The sequence below is a fragment of the Pseudomonas sp. K8 genome (assembly GCF_014889455.1).
GTDB classification, from domain to species: Bacteria; Pseudomonadota; Gammaproteobacteria; order Pseudomonadales; family Pseudomonadaceae; genus Aquipseudomonas; species Aquipseudomonas veronii.
Genome location: NZ_VJWO01000083.1, coordinates 1 through 16236 on the forward strand (window position 1 = coordinate 1; position 16236 = coordinate 16236).

Consider the following 16236-nt stretch of genomic DNA (forward strand, 5'->3'; position numbering starts at 1 on the left):
GTTTAAAGTTAGGCCCGTGGGTTTAATCGCGGACGCCTTAATAACTCCGACTGTGCCGCTTCGCAGAAAATTCCGTGTTTTTTTAAAGCATTTCGAAGACCTGCTTATTTCTTTTAATGCGTCGCTGAATGCCTGCGCTTAGTTGAAAAAAATTGAACTTAGGGCGTGCCGTGGTATCCGACCCGGCCCGTGGTTTGCTCGGGGCATTCATCAATTGGATGGTGCGTGGGTGTAGGAAAAACCTTCGCTACACTGCCGATCACTTCTTCTGTGAACCACAAGGCTATTTTCCTATGCAAAATCGCATGATGATCACCGGTGCCGGGTCCGGCCTGGGTCGCGAAATCGCGCTGCGCTGGGCCCGCGAGGGTTGGCAGTTGGCCTTGTCGGATGTCAGCGAGCCAGGCTTGCAAGAGACTCTCAGGTTGGTGCGCGAGGCGGGTGGCGATGGCTTTGTTCAACGCTGCGACGTGCGCGACTACAGCCAGCTCACCGCCTTTGCCCAGGCCTGCGAGGTCAAGCTGGGCGGGATCGATGTGATCGTCAACAATGCCGGCGTGGCCTCCGGCGGGTTCTTCGCCGAACTGTCGCTGGAAGACTGGGACTGGCAGATCGCAATCAACCTGATGGGCGTGGTCAAGGGCTGCAAGGCCTTTCTGCCGCTGCTGGAAAAGAGCAAGGGCCGCATCATCAACATCGCCTCGATGGCGGCGCTGATGCAAGGGCCGGCCATGAGCAACTACAACGTGGCCAAGGCGGGCGTGGTGGCGTTGTCGGAGAGCCTGCTGGTGGAACTCAAACAACAGGAAATCGGGGTTCACGTGGTGTGCCCGTCGTTCTTCCAGACCAACCTGTTGGACTCGTTCCGTGGGCCGACCCCGGCGATGAAGGCGCAGGTGGGCAAGCTGCTGGAAAGCTCGCCGATCTCGGCGGCGGATATCGCCGATTACATCTATCAGCGGGTGGCCGAGGGCGAGTTCATGATCCTGCCCCACGAACAAGGGCGGATGGCTTGGGCATTGAAGCAGAAAAACCCGCAGTTGCTGTATGACGAGATGACCGTGATGGCCGACAAAATGCGCGCCAAGGCCCAGGCGATTAAAGGCTGAGCGGGGCACGGTCGTAAATCTCGGAGCGGGGCTCGGCGCAAAAAAATCATGTGGTCTGTCAGGCAAGTTACCTACCGTTGTAGGTGGTGCCTGATTTGACCGCAAGCCGTTGCTGAGCATCACCCAAGCGCGCAAGGTCGGGGTCCTGTCACTCGAAAAGGACAACCGCCATGCTGGTCTTAAGCCGCACCGTAGGCGAAATCATTTCCATCGGCGATGACATCGCCTTGCACATCCTCGAACTCAACGGTTCCCAGGTGAAGTTCGGGGTTCAAGCCCCGGCCGAGGTGTCGGTCCACCGCGCCGAGGTGTACCAGAAGATCGTCGAACGCCAGGACACCGCCAGCCATCCGCTGCCCAATCCCTGAACTGCACCTTCAGTCGAACAGGTGCTTGGGCACGTCGTGCTTGAGCATCAACTGGCATTGCTCGCTGTCGGGGTCGAAGACGATCAATGCCTGGCCCTTGGTCAGTGCCTGGCGCACGCGCAGTACGCGGGTTTCCAGGGGCGTGTCGTCGCCATTGTCGGTGCCGTCGCGGGTCACGAAGTCTTCGATGAGGCGGGTCAGGGTGTCGACTTCAAGTGCGTCGTAGGGAATCAGCATACAAGCCTCTGGGGTTAAGTCCCGGCGATGCTACTGCGCCGGGACCGTTGTTGCCAGTGTCAGGACTTCTGGCCGACCAGGCTGTCCACCGACGGCACGCGGGTATCGCTCTCCATTTGGGTCTCGTGTTCGATCTGATGACTGAACCGATCCAGTGACCCTTGCGCTGGTTGTGCGTCGCTGGCGAACACCGGCGGGCTGAGAATGTAAGCGCTCAACAACCGGCTGAGGGCCGCGAGGCTGTCGATGTGGGTGCGCTCGTAGCCGTGGGTCGCATCGCACCCGAACGCCAGCAGGGCGGTGCGGATGTCGTGGCCGGCGGTGACCGCCGAGTGTGCGTCGCTGAAGTAATAACGAAACAGATCGCGGCGCACCGGCAGGTCATTATCCGCCGCCAGGCGCAGCAGGTGGCGTGACAGGTGATAGTCATACGGCCCGCCGGAATCCTGCATCGCCACACTGACCGCATGTTCGCTGGAGTGCTGGCCGGGGGCGACCGGGGCGATGTCGATGCCGACGAACTCACTGACGTCCCAGGGCAGGGCGGCGGCCGCGCCACTGCCGGTTTCCTCGGTGATGGTGAACAGCGGGTGACAGTCGATCAGCAAGGGTTCGCCGCTGTCGATGATCGCCTTGAGGGCGGCGAGCAGCGCGGCGACACCGGCTTTGTCGTCGAGGTGACGCGCGCTGATATGCCCGCTCTCGGTGAACTCGGGCAGCGGGTCGAACGCCACATAGTCACCGATGCCGATCCCCAGGGAATCGCAATCGGCGCGGGTGGCGCAGTACGCGTCCAGGCGCAGTTCGACATGGTCCCAGCTCACCGGCATTTCATCCACGGCGGTGTTGAACGCATGCCCGGAGGCCATCAGCGGCAACACGCTGCCACGGATCACGCCGTTGTCGGTGAACAGGCTGACGCGGCTGCCCTCGGCGAAGCGGCTCGACCAGCAGCCCACCGGAGCGAGGGTCAGGCGACCGTTGTCCTTGATCGCGCGGACGGCGGCGCCGATGGTGTCCAGGTGCGCCGACACTGCGCGGTCGGGGCTGTTTTTCTGGCCCTTGAGGGTGGCGCGGATGGTGCCGCGGCGCGTCATTTCAAAGGGGATGCCCAGTTCTTCGAGGCGTTCGGCGACGTAGCGCACGATGGTGTCGGTAAACCCGGTCGGGCTGGGAATGGCGAGCATTTCCAGCAGCACTTTTTGCAGGTAGTTGAGGTCCGGTTCGGGAATGGTTCGGGTCATGGAAACTCCTGATGGGTTGAGGGCATCGATGGTTTCGATGAGGGTGGAGCGGCGCCGGCCCAGGCAATACTTCGTTCAGGCGCTGGGCTGACTGTGCGGAAACAACAAATCGACAAACCGTTCTGCCGTTGGCTGCGGTTCATGATTGGCCAGCCCGGCCCGTTCGTTGGCTTCGATAAACACGTACTCCGGTTGATCGGCGGCCGACACCATCAGGTCGAGGCCGACCATCGGGATGTCGAGGGCACGCGCGGCGCGCACGGCGGCGTCGACCAGCGTCGGATGGAGGATGCCGGTGACGTCTTCCAGGCAGCCGCCGGTGTGCAGGTTGGCGGTGCGGCGCACGGCCAATTGCGCGCCACGGGGCAGGATGCTGGAGTAGTCATGACCGGCCGCGTGCAGGGTGCGTTCGGTTTCGGCGTCCAGCGGGATTTTGCTTTCGCCGTCGGTGGCGGCCTGGCGCCGGCGGCTTTGCGCCTCGATCAGGGCGCGGATGGAATGCTGGCCGTCGCCGACCACTTCGGCCGGGCGGCGGATCGCCGCGGCGACCACCTCGAAGCCGATCACCAGGATGCGCAGGTCCAGGCCTTCGTGGAAGCTTTCGAGCAAGACCCGGCTGTCGAACTGACGCGCTGCTTCAATCGCCTGTTGCACCTCTTCGATGGTCTGCAGGTCCACCGCCACGCCCTGGCCCTGTTCACCATCCAGCGGTTTGACCACGATGCGCTGGTGTTGGTCGAGGAACTCCAGGTTGTCGTCGGCGCTGCCCGCCCGCTGTTGCGCCGGCAGTTTCAATCCGGCGCCCTTGAGCACCTTGTGGGTCAGGCTTTTGTCCTGGCACAGGGTCATGCTGATGGCGCTGGTCAGGTCGCTCAACGATTCACGGCAGCGCACGCGGCGCCCGCCATGGCTGAGGGTGAACAGGCCGGCATCGGCGTCGTCTACCTGCACGTCGATGCCGCGGCGATGGGCTTCTTCGACGATGATCCGCGCGTAGGGGTTGAACCCCGCCTGCGGGCCCGGGCCGAGGAACAGCGGCTGGTTGATGCCGTTCTTGCGCTTGATCGCAAAGGTGGTCAAGGCACGAAAGCCGAGCTTGGCGTAGAGGCTCTTGGCCTGGCGGTTGTCGTGCAGCACCGACAGGTCCAGGTAGCTCAGGCCACGGCTCATGAAGTGTTCCACCAGGTGGCGCACCAGCACTTCGCCGACGCCTGGGCGCGTGCAGTGCGGGTCGACCGCCAGGCACCACAGGCTGCAACCGTGTTCCGGGTCGTGGAAGGCTTTCTGATGGTTGAGGCCCATCACGCTGCCGATCACCGCGCCGCTGTGTTCGTCCTCGGCCAGCCAATACACCGGGCCGCCCGCGTGGCGGGGCGTCAGGCGCTCGGCGTCGACCGGCAGCATGCCGCGTCCCTGGTAGAGCCGGTTGACCGCCTGCCAATCGGCCGCGGTCTGGACGCGGCGACTACGGAAGCCACGAAACACGCGGGTCGACGGACGATAGTCAGAGAACCACAGGCGCAAGGTGTCGGACGGGTCGAGGAACAGTTGCTGCGGATCGATCCCGAGGATCTGCTGGGGCGCCGCCACGTACAGTGCGATGTCGCGCTCGCCGGCCTGCTCGTTGAGCAGTTCCTCGGCCAGGCTGGCCGGGTCGGGAAACGTGTGGCCGATCAACAACCGGCCCCAGCCGCAATGCACCGCGATCGGCTCGGCGGCCAGTGGGCTGCCGTCTTCGGCCAGGCGCGCTTGCAGGCGCTCGTAGGTCGGCGCCTGGCCTTTGAGCAAGCGTTGGCTGTAAGCCGCTGCGAGAGGTTTCATCGATCAGATTCCTTGTTCGCTGAGCCATAGGTTCAGCGCCGCCAGTTGCCACAGCTTGGAGCCGCGCAGCGGGGTGAGTTGACCATGTGGGTCGGTGAGCAAGCGGTCGAGCATGGCCGGATTGAACAGGCCGCGGTCCTGGCTCGGGTCCAGCAGCAACTCGCGGACCCAGTTCAGGGTATCGCCTTGCAAATGCTTGAGGCCGGGCACCGGGAAGTAACCTTTCTTGCGGTCGATGACTTCACTCGGGATGACCCGACGCGCCGCCTCTTTGAGGACCTGCTTGCCGCCATCGGGCAATTTGAATTTGCCCGGTACGCGGGCCGACAGTTCCACCAGGCGGTAGTCGAGAAACGGTGTGCGCGCTTCCAGGCCCCAGGCCATGGTCATGTTGTCGACGCGCTTGACCGGGTCGTCGACCAGCATCACCGTGCTGTCCAGGCGCAGCGCCTTGTCCACGGCGGCGTCCGCGCCCGGCATCGCGAAATGTTCGCGCACGAAGTCGCCGGCGGCGTCATTGGCGGTCAGCCATTTCGGCGCGACGGTGGCTGCGTAGTCGTCATGGCTGCGGTCGAAAAACGCTTCGCGGTACGCCGCATACGGGTCGCTGGCGCCGTCCACCTGCGGGTACCAGTGGTAACCGGCGAACAGTTCATCGGCGCCCTGGCCGCTCTGCACCACTTTGCAGTGCTTGGCCACCTCCCGCGAGAGCAGGTAAAAGGCGATGCAGTCGTGGCTGACCATCGGCTCGCTCATGGCGCGGAACGCGGCCGGCAATTGCTCGATGATCTCGCCCTCGGCGATGCGCAGTTGGTGGTGACGGGTGCCGTAGTGCTTGGCGATCAGGTCCGAGTACTGGAACTCGTCGCCGCGTTCGCCACCGGCGTCTTCAAAGCCGATGGAGAAGGTCGACAGGTCCTCCACACCGACCTCGCGCAGCAAGCCGACGAGCAGGCTCGAATCGACACCGCCGGACAGCAGCACGCCGACATCCACCGCGGCGCGTTGGCGGATGGCCACGGCTGCGCGGGTGCTGTCGAGTACGCGCTCGGTCCAGTCTTCGAGGGTCAGGTGCTGCTCATCCTCACGCGGCCCGTAAGGCAGGGTCCACCAGGTTTTCTGCTCGGTGTTGCCGTGGGCGTCGATACGCATCCAGCTGGCTGGCGGCAGTTTTTCGATGCCGGCCAGCAGCGTGCGCGGGGCGGGCACCACGGCGTGGAAGTTCAGGTAGTGGTTGAGCGCTACCGGATCGAGCACCGGGTTGATATCGCCGCCCTTGAGCAGGGCCGGCAATGTCGAGGCAAAGCGCAGGCGCTGGCCGGTGCGCGACAGGTACAAAGGCTTCACGCCAAGACGGTCACGGGCGATGAACAGACGCTGGGTATCGCGCTCCCAGATCGCAAACGCAAACATGCCGTTGAGCTTGGGCAGCAGGGCTTCGCCCCAGGCGTGATAGCCCTTGAGCAGCACTTCGGTGTCGCCGCCGGAATAGAAGGCGTAGCCCAGGGATTCGAGCTCCTGGCGCAGTTCCGGGAAGTTATAGATCGCGCCGTTGAAGGCCAGGGACAACCCCAGCTGCGCATCGACCATCGGTTGGGCAGAGCCGTCCGACAGGTCCATGATTTTCAGGCGTCGATGGCCCAGGGCAATCGGCCCCTGGGCATGGAAGCCCCAGGCGTCGGGGCCGCGTGGGGCCAAGTGATGGGTGATGCGCTCAATCGCAGCCAGGTCGGCAGGTTGGGCATCGAAACGTAGTTCTCCAGCTAATCCGCACATAGTGCTAAAGGCCTTGTAGTTGCTGGGCCTAAGCGCATCTACCGCGATTCAAGTACCATTTTTGTACCATTTTGCGGCAAATCCAGCTTCTCAAGCTCCGCAAAATCGCTCGGGGAACTGATCCACTTGGCATAGGTTGAAAGCAGCACCTGGACACTGTGTCCAAGTTGCGCAGCAATGAAAGCAGGGTTCATGCCGGACATGAGGCACATCGTTGCATAGGTGTGCCGCGTGTCGTACATCCGACGGTAACGCATCCCTAGCTTGCGCAGTGCTGCCAACCAATAACGCTTAGACCCTGTTTCGGAGCGGATGTACAGCTCTGATCTTTCACCCGCTCCTTCCGGCGCGAAAACATAATCAGAGCGCGCCGCCGTAAGAAGTCTGGCTTTTTCGAGTGCCTTCAAAGCTCGATCGTTCAATAAAACTTCCCGCGACACCTTCGTTTTTGTCCTCTCCTTTATCTCCCCATACAGCCTAAGCCGGCGTTTTTGTTCCTGTCCTGAACACAGCAATGAACCGTTACGGCATCGTCGGCACGCCGCGCGCCGCTGCATTCATCGCCCAGGTCGGGCACGAGTCGGGCCAGTTGACGCGCCTGGTGGAAAACCTGAACTACAGCGCGGATGGGCTGATGAAGACCTGGCCGAGCCGGTTCGACTTGGTGCGAGCAACGGCATGTGCCCGCAAGCCTGAGCAGATCGCGAATGTCGTGTATGCCTGTCGCATGGGTAACGCTGCCCCTGGTGACGGCTGGAAGTATCGCGGGCGAGGCCCGATCCAGGTGACCGGCAAGGCCAACTACGCTGCGTGCGGTGAAGCCCTGGGCCTGGACCTGATCAATCATCCTGAATTGCTTGAGAAACCTCAGTACGCGGCGATGTCGGCGGCGTGGTTCTGGTCGGCCAATGGGCTGAATACCCTGGCTGATGCTGGTGACCTGACAAAGATCACCCGGCGCATCAATGGTGGGCTCACCGGCCAGGCCGACCGCCAGGCGCTGTATGACAAGGCATTGAAGGTGCTGGCATGAGCGCGATCTGGCTGAAAGCCCTTCCTTATATAGCCGCGCTGCTGATCGGCGCCTCCGGGGCCTGGATGTGGCAGGCCAACAGCTACGACAAGATCATCTCCGACAACAAGGCCAGCTATCAAGCTGATCTAACCACCATTGCCAACGCTGGTGCCGCCCAGGCGCGCCAAGCACTTGAGAAGCAGCAGATAGCCGAGCAGGCGCTTGCCGACCTCGACCAGAAAGTTCAGAAGGAGAAAACCGATGACCTTGCCGAGAATGAAAAACTGCGCCGCGCTGCTGCTGACTCTGCTCACCGGCTGCGCATCGCAGGAAGTTGTCGTCCCGGTGGCGGCAACGTGCCCAGCCCCGCCAGCGCCTCCGGCCTGGGCGATGCAGGCTCCGTCGAACTCTCTACGGCTGCTGGATCAACTGTTTTCGATATCCGAGCCGGGATCATTGCTGACCAAGCAGCCCTGAAAACTCTTCAGGAATATGTGAAGAACGTTTGCAGGCGCTGACCAAAGCCACGGCCGGGGAGTGACCTGCGAGCAGGCGTATGACAGCTTGGGTAAATAGGGTGTGATTGCCACGCAGCAGAACCACAGAGAGCATGATCTATCATGGAAAACAAGATATTATGCGGAAAACCTGCAAACCATCTAGGGAAGTACGTGCTCAAGTGGAAACTATAAGTATATTTGCTGCATTAATATCAGTTGTGGTTGCATTATTATCGACTTGTTTAATAATGAATAAGCTGGTGGCGTCATCCCCCCACGGTCGATTTGTGACTATCGACGGCTTGCGAGGATATCTCGCTTTCTTTGTGTTTCTTCATCACTCCTGCGTCTGGTACTACTATTTGCAAACAGGTGTTTGGGAGTTGCCGCCGTTTAGGGTTTTTGTACACTTTGGCCAAATAGGCGTCGCCCTGTTCTTCATGATAACGGGATTTCTTTTCTTTAATAAGCTACTGGATGATCGCGATCGCGGAGTTGACTGGCTACGATTGTACGTCTCTCGGTTTTTGAGACTGACACCTCTTTATTTGTTTTCGACAGCTTTGATGTTTTTGATTGTATGGATTGTGACCAAGGATGACCCAGCGCAACCCATAGGCAGGATTTTATCTGGCGCGATGAAGTGGATCGGATTTAGAATTTATGGCGCACCTGATTTAAATGGAATGCTTGGCACAAGGCATATCAGTGCTGGCGTTACATGGACGCTACCCTATGAGTGGTTCTTTTATCTGTTTCTCCCATTTATCGCTCTAGCTGTAGGGATTAAGGCTCCTATAAGGTATTTGGTTATTGCAGTATTTGCCGTGTATGTTTTTAATTCGAAGGGCTATAGCAGCTATTTCGGGTGGCTGTTTTTAGGCGGCATAGTATCTGCAATTATGGTTAGATATGATCGCTTTAATGCTTTTGCAGTTTCAAAATTGGCAGCATGCATTGTAATTTGTGCTATCGCACTAACTATAATTCTCTATCCAGCGATTTATGATGAAAGCTTGCCAGTTATATTTCTGGTAGTGGCTTTCTCATTGATCGCTGGCGGAAACAGCCTATTTGGATTGCTCAGGCTTAAAGTGTCGCGATCAATGGGTGAAATGGCATATGGGATATATCTTCTTCATGGGATTCTGTTGTTTGTGATTTTCAAGTTTTGTTTCGGCAGTACCATATCCAGCCAATTGACCCCGCTTCAGTACTGGAGCGTGATCATACTGGCAACCCCTGTTCTTATATTTGTGTGCGGCCTAACTTTCAGGCTTATAGAGAAGCCGTCGATGATGCGCGTTGGCGCGCTTACCGATTGGATCAGATCGAAGAAAAAAGTCAAATTAGAGAGCGAGAGCGCTCGTTAATTTTGGCGTCCGGCTTTGTTGGCTGCGCACCTTAAGGCTCCAGGCGTGCGTTGCCGGCACAGCTCGCGGGCTTGCCATCAATACGGCCAGCATCTTGAAATTGGGAAGTTGTGTTCGGTCGGCAGGACGCCGGGGGAGGGGTGTTGCTCGTACCACTTTCTGTACCATCTGATGTTCCCAGCAGGGGCTTTCGGGGGCCTCTAAAGGCGCTAAAGTCCCTTGCTGGGAGCATCTAGAATACTCCAGCTAATCCGCACATAAATTCCTTACCGGTTTTTCCGTTGGGGAGGGGTCAATACTCAATACGCCCAAAAGGCACGTACCCAGAAACTGACACACGGCTATCAGTGGAGTTTTAGATCAATCTGTTATAAGGCAAACCGCCTTGACTGTTCGGACCCGAGCCTGCGCAGCGCGTGGCGGCGGATTTGCGGGTGGTAAATAGGCTTGGTGAATATACAAGTTTTGCGCGGTTTGCCGTTGTGGACCGGCTGTTTGAAGAGGGCCAGCTCGGACGCTTGACCGCGCCGTTGTTATGACCCGCCGGTGCCGCGAATCAACGCGCGCACGGCGAATCGATTGGGGTGGCAGGCGTCGGCCACGCTTCTGGGCAGCGGCAGGGGTTCATCGTCCAGCCAGGCCGCCAGCAGTTCGGCGCACAGCGGCGCGGTCACCAGGCCGCGTGAGCCGTGGCCGCTGTTGATGTACACGCCGTCGAGCCACGGGCACTCGGCCTCGGGGGGCTGACGGGCGTCCTTGCGCAGCGCGGCGTAGGCCTGGTCGAAGAGGGCGCGATCGGCCAGCGGCCCGATAATCGGCAGGTAGTCCGGGCTGGTGCAGCGGAACCCGGCGCGCCCTTCGAGCTGATCGGCGGCCAGTGTGTCGGCGTTCAAGCGGTGGGCCAGGTCGACGGAGATTTCCTGCAGCATCTCCAGGTTGCCAACATGCTCGGCAACTGTCGGCGTCAGGTCGTCACTCTTGAAGTCGAAGCTGGCGCCCAGGGTGTGCTCGCCGAGGCGCGTCGGAGCCACGTAGCCCTCGGCACAGACCACGGTGGCCAGCGCCTGGCTGTCTGGGGTTTGCGCCAGGCGGGTGATTTGCCCGCGAATGCGCTTGAGGGGCAGCTCGGCGCTGAACGGGAACCGCTTGATCTCGGCCGCGCCGGCCAGTACCACCACCGTGGCGCTGGCCAGCAGGGTGTCGCCGGCCAGGGCTTGCCATTGCCCGTCGACCCGTTGCAACTCAAGGGCCTCGTGATGCGTCAGCACGTTGATCAACGGGTGCCGGGCTTGCCATTCGCATAAGGCCGGCGGGTGTACCCAGCCACCTTCGGGGAAAAACAGCCCGCCGTGTTCCAGCGCCACCCCGGCGCGCGCTTGAGCCTGGGCCTGGTCCAACGGCTGCAGCAGACCGGGCGCAAACGCCGCGGCCAGCTGTGCCTGGCGCTCGGCTTCCTTGGCGTTGAACGCCAGTTGCAACACGCCGCAACCGTCCCAGTCGACGCCCCTGTGCAGGTGTTCGAGCAGGCGCCGGGTGTGGCCGAACCCGCTCAAAATCAATTGCGAAAGGGCGGTGCCGTGGGCCGACAGCTTGAGGTACAGCACCCCTTGCGGGTTACCCGAGGCTTCCTCGGCCAGGCGGGCATGGCGTTCCAGCAGGCTGACGTTCCAGCCGCGCGCGGCGAGGCTGGCCGCCGTGGTGCAGCCGGCCAGGCCGCCGCCGATCACCAGGGCGCTGCGTTCGCCGTGCAGCGGCGCCGGGCGGGCGAACCACGGTTTACCCGCGGCAGGCAACGGCGTCTCGGCCGGCCAGCCGAGGAATTCACCGCGCAGGATTTCCCATTTATGCCCGATGCCCGGCGTGCGCTTCATCTTGAACCCGGCGGCATTGATCAGGCGTCGTACCCAGCCGGTGCTGGTGAAGGTGCTGATGGTCGACCCCGGGGCCGCCAGGCGCGCCAGTTCGGCAAACAGCTCGGCGGTCCACATGTCGGGGTTCTTCGCCGGGGCGAAACCGTCGAGAAACCACGCGTCGATTTGCGCATCCAACTGCGGCAACTGCTCCAGCGCGTCGCCGATCAGCAGGGTCAAGGTCACGCGGCCGTTATCCAGCACCAGGCGCTGGAAGCCTGGGTGGATGGCGATGTACTGCGCCAGCAATTGCGCGGCGAACGGCTGCAGTTCCGGCCAGAGGAGTAGGGCGCGTTGCAGGTCGGCGTGGCTCAGCGGGTATTTTTCCACGCTGACAAAATGCAGGTGCGCGCCGGCCACCGCGTGTTGTTCGAACAACTGCCAGGCGCAGAGAAAATTCAGCCCGGTGCCGAACCCGGTTTCGCCGATCACCAGGCGGCCGCCCGCCGGCAAGGCGGCAAACCGTGCCTGCAAACGGTTCTGTTCGAGGAACACATAGCGCGTTTCTTCAAGGCCCGACTGGTCGGAAAAGTACACATCGTCGAAGACCCGCGAATGCGGGCGACCTTGGTCGTCCCAGTCGAGCTGGGCGTGGGTTACAGGGTTCATGGGCGACTCGGCAAAGGCAAGGTGGCCATTCTAGCCGATCAACCGGCAATGAATTGACCCACGGCAAGCGCACGTGGAATTTCCTCCCGCGTGTTGCTGCTCAATCCGCTAGTCTTGAGCGATCTTGAAACGGAGCTGCTCATGTTCGAATCCGCTGAAATCGGTCATGCCATCGACAAAGACACTTACGACACCGAAGTACCGGCCCTGCGCGAAGCCTTGCTGGAAGTGCAGTTCGAGCTGCAACAGCAGAAACGTTTCCCGGTGATCATCCTGATCAACGGCGTCGAAGGTGCCGGCAAGGGCGAGACGGTCAAACTGCTCAACGAATGGATGGACCCGCGTCTGATCGAAGTGCGTACCTTCGACCAGCAGACCGACGAAGAACTGGCCCACCCGCCTGCCTGGCGTTACTGGCGGCAGTTGCCCGCAAAAGGCCGCATGGGGGTGTTCTTCGGCAACTGGTACAGCCAGATGCTGCAGAGCCGGGTGCAGGGCGAAATCAAGGACGCCCGGCTCGACCAGGGCATCGCCGGCGCCGAACGCCTGGAGAAGATGTTCTGCGACGAAGGCGCGGTGATCTTCAAGTTCTGGTTTCACCTGTCCAAGAAACAGATGAAGGCGCGGCTCAAGGCCCTGGCCGACGACCCGCTGCACAGTTGGCGGATCAGCCCGCTGGACTGGCAGCAGTCCAAGACCTACGACAAGTTCGTTCACTTCGGCGAACGTATGCTGCGTCGCACCAGCCGCGACTACGCGCCCTGGCATGTGATCGAAGGGGTCGACAGCAATTACCGCAGTCTCACCGTCGGCAAGATTCTGCTCGAGGGCCTGCAAAACGCCCTGAGGCAACCCAAGGGCAAAGTCAGCGGCATGAACCCGGCGCCGTTGCCGGCGGCCGTGGACCAAGTGAGCCTGCTCAACAGTCTCGACATGACCCTGAGCCTGGAAAAAGAAGACTACGAAGAGCAGTTGATCACCGAGCAGGCGCGTCTTTCCGGCCTGATGCGGGATAAGCGCATGCGCAAGCACGCGTTGATCACGGTATTCGAAGGCAACGATGCGGCCGGCAAAGGGGGCGCGATCCGCCGGGTCGCCGCGGCCCTCGACCCTCGCCAGTACCGCATCGTGCCGATCGCCGCGCCCACCGAAGACGAGCGCGCCCAGCCTTACCTGTGGCGCTTCTGGCGGCAGATTCCGGCACGGGGCATGTTCACCGTGTTTGACCGCTCCTGGTACGGCCGTGTGCTGGTGGAGCGCATCGAAGGCTTCTGCACCCCGATGGACTCGATGCGCGCCTATGGCGAGATCAATGATTTCGAAGAGCAACTGCGCGATGCCGGAGTGATCGTGGTCAAGTTCTGGCTGGCCATCGACAAGCAGACCCAACTGGAGCGCTTCCAGGCCCGTGAAGCGATCCCGTTCAAACGCTTCAAGATCACCGACGACGACTGGCGCAACCGCGAGAAGTGGGACGAATACCGTGCCGCCGTGGGCGATATGGTCGACCGCACCAGCACCGAGGTCTCGCCGTGGACCCTGGTCGAAGCCAATGACAAGCGCTGGGCGCGGGTCAAGGTGTTGCGCACTATCAACCTGGCGTTGGAGGAGGCGTTCGCCCAGTCCGACAAGCACGACCAGAAAGGCAAGAAGAAGTAGGCCTATAGGCGGGGTGAATGATCATCGCGGTTGGGCGGGCCTGGATTTATTCTCGAGTGCTCTCCCAACAACGACAAGATCGAGGTAGCCCCATGCGTGAAGTAGTGATCGTCGACAGCGTGCGAACCGGCCTGGCCAAGTCCTTTCGCGGCAAGTTCAACCAGACCCGACCGGATGATATGGCGGCCCATTGCGTCAACGCGCTGCTGACACGCAACGGCATCGACCCGGCCACGGTGGAAGATTGCATCGTCGGCGCGGGCTCCAACGAGGGCGCCCAGGGCTACAACATCGGGCGCAACGTCGCGGTGCTGTCGCAACTGGGCACCGGCACGGCGGGGATGACCCTCAACCGTTTCTGTTCCTCGGGCTTGCAGGCGATTGCCATCGCGGCCAACCAGATCGCCTCGGGCTGCAGCGAGATCATTGTCGCCGGCGGCGTCGAGTCCATCAGCCTGACCATGAAGAGCGTCAACACCGACAACCTGATCAACCCGTTGCTCAAAGCGCAGGTGCCGGGCCTCTATTTTCCCATGGGCCAGACCGCCGAAATCGTTGCGCGCCGCTATCACGTCAGCCGCGAGGACCAGGACCGGTATGCCCTGCAAAGCCAGCAGCGCACCGCCCAGGCCCAGGCCGATGGCTTGTTCAACGATGAAATCGTGCCGATGGCGGTCAAGTACGCCGTCGAGGACAAGAACAGCGGCGCCGTGCAGGTGCTCGACGGTGTGGTCGAGCGCGACGACTGCAACCGCCCCGACACCACCCTGGCCAGTCTCCAGGGCTTGAAGCCGGTGTTTGCCGAAGACGGCTCGGTGACCGCGGGCAACTCTTCGCAATTGTCCGACGGCGCCTCGATGACCCTGGTGATGAGCCTGGAAAAAGCCCTGGCCCTTGGGCTCAAGCCCAAGGCGTTTTTCCGTGGCTTTGCCGTGGCTGGCTGCGAGCCCGACGAGATGGGCATCGGCCCGGTGTTCTCGGTGCCCAAGTTGCTCAAGGCCAAGGGCTTGCAGGTGGCGGATATCGACCTGTGGGAGCTCAACGAAGCGTTCGCCTCCCAGTGCCTGTATGCGCGCGACCGCCTGGAAATCGACAATGCCAAATACAACGTCAACGGCGGCTCGATCTCCATCGGCCACCCGTTCGGCATGACCGGCTCGCGGCAAGTCGGGCACCTGGTGCGTGAGTTGCAGCGGCGTAATCTGCGTTACGGCATCGTCACTATGTGCGTGGGCGGCGGCATGGGGGCGACCGGGCTGTTCGAAGCTGTGCGCTGAGCCCACTGTGGGGGCAGGCCGGCTCCCGCACTTGCACAGTGCCGTATCCCAATCCGTGTACTTGCCCCTAGAATGCCGGTTCCACTTCCTCTGGCTTCTGGGGCACTCATGCACATCTCTTCCGGCCGCTGGGTCTATGGCTTTTGCTTGACCCTGCTGGCCGCGCTGCTCTGGGGCATTCTCCCGGTCAAACTCAAACAAGTGTTGCAGGTGATGGACCCGATCACCGTCACCTGGTTTCGCCTGACGGTCGCCGGCAGTTGCCTGTTCGTCTACCTCGCCGCCGTCAAGCGCTTGCCCAGCCTGCGCGTGCTCGGGCCGCGTCGCGGTTGGCTGGTGGCGATGGCCGTGTGCGGGCTGGTGGGCAACTACGTGCTGTACCTGGTGGGCCTGAACATGCTCAGCCCCGGCACGGCGCAACTGGTGGTGCAGATGGGGCCGATCTTCCTGATGGTCGCCAGCGTGTTTGTGTTTAAAGAGCGCTTCAGCCTGGGCCAGGTGTTGGGCCTGGTGGTGCTGGTCATCGGCTTTGGCCTGTTCTTCAACCAGCGTCTGGTGGAGTTGCTGACGTCCCTGGGCACCTACACCGCCGGGGTACTGACGGTCCTGCTCGCCACTACTATCTGGGTGTTCTACGCCTTGGGCCAGAAGCAATTGCTGACGGTGTGGAATTCGCTGCAGGTGATGATGGTGATCTACCTGTCATGCGCGGTGTTGCTCACGCCTTGGGCGCATCCGCTGGAGGCCCTGCAGCTGAGCCCGCTGCAAGGCTGGCTGCTGCTGGCGTGCTGCATGAACACGTTGGTGGCCTACGGCGCATTTGCCGAGGCCCTGGCCCATTGGGAAGCCTCGCGGGTGAGTGCGACCCTGGCGCTGACGCCCTTGGTGACGTTTGTGGCGGTGGCCCTGGCGGCGTGGTGGTGGCCGGATTTTGTGCAGGCTGAAGAGATCAATGCGCTGGGGTATGTGGGGGCGTTGGTGGTGGTGTTGGGGTCGGCGACCGTGGCGTTGGCGCCGTCGTTGTTTGCGGGGCTCAAGGCGCGGCGGGCGCGGTTGGTGTCTTGATCGGCCCAGGTGTTTTTATCGGGTGTACGCGGGCCTAAGTGTGGGAGGGGGGTTGCTTGCGATGGCGACCTGACAGCCGATACATATCTAACAGGTTCACCTCGTTCCAAATGTGGGAGGGGGCTTGCCCCCGATGGCGGCCTCTGGGCCGACCATTTTTTTGGGTTGAGTACATATCCGTTTCTTTGGTAACGGCTGCTATGGGTTCCGCTCTTACAGCGGGTCACTTTTGGAAAAGAGCCCCAAAAGTAACCAAAAGGGCTCTTGCCCCAC

At 61.5% G+C, this 16236-nt stretch carries 14 protein-coding genes; 8 read left to right on the forward strand and 6 right to left on the reverse strand.

The features are described 5' to 3' along the window. Positions 1 to 293 precede the first annotated feature (293 nt). On the forward strand, positions 294 to 1109 hold the full coding sequence (locus INT12_RS29510; RefSeq protein ID WP_046382578.1) for an SDR family oxidoreductase: 816 nt from the start codon (positions 294 to 296) through the stop codon (positions 1107 to 1109). A 170-nt stretch (positions 1110 to 1279) separates the two neighbouring features. Then, a complete protein-coding gene (gene csrA / locus INT12_RS29515; RefSeq protein ID WP_017845857.1) occupies positions 1280 to 1477 on the forward strand; it encodes a carbon storage regulator CsrA in 198 nt (65 codons plus the stop codon). A 9-nt stretch (positions 1478 to 1486) separates the two neighbouring features. On the opposite strand, the gene INT12_RS29520 is transcribed toward csrA, so the two are convergent. The 5 genes from INT12_RS29520 to INT12_RS29540 form a co-directional block, all read right to left on the reverse strand. Further along, positions 1487 to 1714 carry a YheU family protein gene (locus tag INT12_RS29520; protein ID WP_003236706.1) on the reverse strand — a complete coding sequence of 76 codons (228 nt, stop codon included), beginning with the start codon at positions 1712 to 1714 and terminating at the stop codon, positions 1487 to 1489. A 59-nt stretch (positions 1715 to 1773) separates the two neighbouring features. Next, positions 1774 to 2958, reverse strand: a complete 1185-nt coding sequence (locus INT12_RS29525) for an osmoprotectant NAGGN system M42 family peptidase (protein ID WP_046382579.1) — start codon at positions 2956 to 2958, stop codon at positions 1774 to 1776. A 75-nt stretch (positions 2959 to 3033) separates the two neighbouring features. Beyond that, a complete protein-coding gene (gene ngg / locus INT12_RS29530; RefSeq protein ID WP_193059138.1) occupies positions 3034 to 4779 on the reverse strand; it encodes an N-acetylglutaminylglutamine synthetase in 1746 nt (581 codons plus the stop codon). A 3-nt stretch (positions 4780 to 4782) separates the two neighbouring features. After that, the gene (locus tag INT12_RS29535) at positions 4783 to 6555 is read right to left on the reverse strand and encodes an N-acetylglutaminylglutamine amidotransferase (protein WP_193040948.1); all 1773 of its coding nucleotides are present in this window, start codon (positions 6553 to 6555) and stop codon (positions 4783 to 4785) included. Between the two features lie 38 nt (positions 6556 to 6593). Then, entirely contained in the window at positions 6594 to 7112 is a 519-nt protein-coding gene (locus INT12_RS29540; RefSeq protein WP_413468890.1) for a tyrosine-type recombinase/integrase, read from the reverse strand. Here INT12_RS29540 and INT12_RS29545 point away from each other — a divergent pair. The 3 genes from INT12_RS29545 (at position 7070) to INT12_RS29555 (ending at position 9443) form a co-directional block, all read left to right on the forward strand. Continuing rightward, on the forward strand, positions 7070 to 7588 hold the full coding sequence (locus tag INT12_RS29545; RefSeq protein ID WP_193040949.1) for a glycoside hydrolase family 19 protein: 519 nt from the start codon (positions 7070 to 7072) through the stop codon (positions 7586 to 7588). The two genes, INT12_RS29540 and INT12_RS29545, sit on opposite strands and share 43 nt — an antisense overlap. Further along, the gene (locus INT12_RS29550) at positions 7585 to 8088 is read left to right on the forward strand and encodes a lysis system i-spanin subunit Rz (protein ID WP_193040950.1); all 504 of its coding nucleotides are present in this window, start codon (positions 7585 to 7587) and stop codon (positions 8086 to 8088) included. Before INT12_RS29545 ends, INT12_RS29550 begins: the two co-directional genes overlap by 4 nt. 230 nt (positions 8089 to 8318) lie before the next feature. Further along, positions 8319 to 9443 (forward strand): acyltransferase family protein, encoded by a 1125-nt coding sequence (locus INT12_RS29555; protein WP_226926355.1) that lies wholly within the window; start codon positions 8319 to 8321, stop codon positions 9441 to 9443. A gap of 533 nt (positions 9444 to 9976) precedes the next feature. Here the strand turns inward: INT12_RS29555 and mnmC are convergent. After that, positions 9977 to 11962, reverse strand: coding sequence for a bifunctional tRNA (5-methylaminomethyl-2-thiouridine)(34)-methyltransferase MnmD/FAD-dependent 5-carboxymethylaminomethyl-2-thiouridine(34) oxidoreductase MnmC (gene mnmC / locus INT12_RS29560; protein ID WP_193059139.1), 1986 nt, complete (start codon positions 11960 to 11962; stop codon positions 9977 to 9979). A gap of 141 nt (positions 11963 to 12103) precedes the next feature. Between mnmC and pap the strand changes: the two genes are divergently transcribed. The 3 genes from pap to INT12_RS29575 all read left to right on the forward strand — a co-directional run bounded on the left by pap (position 12104) and on the right by INT12_RS29575 (position 15963). Next, positions 12104 to 13621 (forward strand): polyphosphate:AMP phosphotransferase, encoded by a 1518-nt coding sequence (pap, locus tag INT12_RS29565; protein WP_017845862.1) that lies wholly within the window; start codon positions 12104 to 12106, stop codon positions 13619 to 13621. 92 nt (positions 13622 to 13713) lie between these two features. Next, positions 13714 to 14898, forward strand: a complete 1185-nt coding sequence (locus INT12_RS29570) for a thiolase family protein (protein WP_193041152.1) — start codon at positions 13714 to 13716, stop codon at positions 14896 to 14898. Positions 14899 to 15006: 108 nt separating this feature from the next. After that, the gene (locus INT12_RS29575) at positions 15007 to 15963 is read left to right on the forward strand and encodes a DMT family transporter (protein ID WP_017845864.1); all 957 of its coding nucleotides are present in this window, start codon (positions 15007 to 15009) and stop codon (positions 15961 to 15963) included. Positions 15964 to 16236 lie beyond the last annotated feature (273 nt).

What these genes read in the sequence shown, in the direction of transcription:
- pap (WP_017845862.1), top strand. Translation starts at nt 12,104, where the DNA reads ATGTTCGAATCCGCTGAAATCGGTCATGCCATCGACAAAGACACTTAC.
- INT12_RS29575 (WP_017845864.1), top strand. Translation starts at nt 15,007, where the DNA reads ATGCACATCTCTTCCGGCCGCTGGGTCTATGGCTTTTGCTTGACCCTG.
- INT12_RS29555 (WP_226926355.1), top strand. Translation starts at nt 8,319, where the DNA reads ATGAATAAGCTGGTGGCGTCATCCCCCCACGGTCGATTTGTGACTATC.
- INT12_RS29545 (WP_193040949.1), top strand. Translation starts at nt 7,070, where the DNA reads ATGAACCGTTACGGCATCGTCGGCACGCCGCGCGCCGCTGCATTCATC.
- csrA (WP_017845857.1), top strand. Translation starts at nt 1,280, where the DNA reads ATGCTGGTCTTAAGCCGCACCGTAGGCGAAATCATTTCCATCGGCGAT.
- INT12_RS29540 (WP_413468890.1), bottom strand. Translation starts at nt 7,112, where the DNA reads ATGCAGCGGCGCGCGGCGTGCCGACGATGCCGTAACGGTTCATTGCTG.
- INT12_RS29520 (WP_003236706.1), bottom strand. Translation starts at nt 1,714, where the DNA reads ATGCTGATTCCCTACGACGCACTTGAAGTCGACACCCTGACCCGCCTC.
- INT12_RS29525 (WP_046382579.1), bottom strand. Translation starts at nt 2,958, where the DNA reads ATGACCCGAACCATTCCCGAACCGGACCTCAACTACCTGCAAAAAGTG.
- INT12_RS29535 (WP_193040948.1), bottom strand. Translation starts at nt 6,555, where the DNA reads ATGTGCGGATTAGCTGGAGAACTACGTTTCGATGCCCAACCTGCCGAC.
- ngg (WP_193059138.1), bottom strand. Translation starts at nt 4,779, where the DNA reads ATGAAACCTCTCGCAGCGGCTTACAGCCAACGCTTGCTCAAAGGCCAG.
- INT12_RS29510 (WP_046382578.1), top strand. Translation starts at nt 294, where the DNA reads ATGCAAAATCGCATGATGATCACCGGTGCCGGGTCCGGCCTGGGTCGC.
- mnmC (WP_193059139.1), bottom strand. Translation starts at nt 11,962, where the DNA reads ATGAACCCTGTAACCCACGCCCAGCTCGACTGGGACGACCAAGGTCGC.
- INT12_RS29550 (WP_193040950.1), top strand. Translation starts at nt 7,585, where the DNA reads ATGAGCGCGATCTGGCTGAAAGCCCTTCCTTATATAGCCGCGCTGCTG.
- INT12_RS29570 (WP_193041152.1), top strand. Translation starts at nt 13,714, where the DNA reads ATGCGTGAAGTAGTGATCGTCGACAGCGTGCGAACCGGCCTGGCCAAG.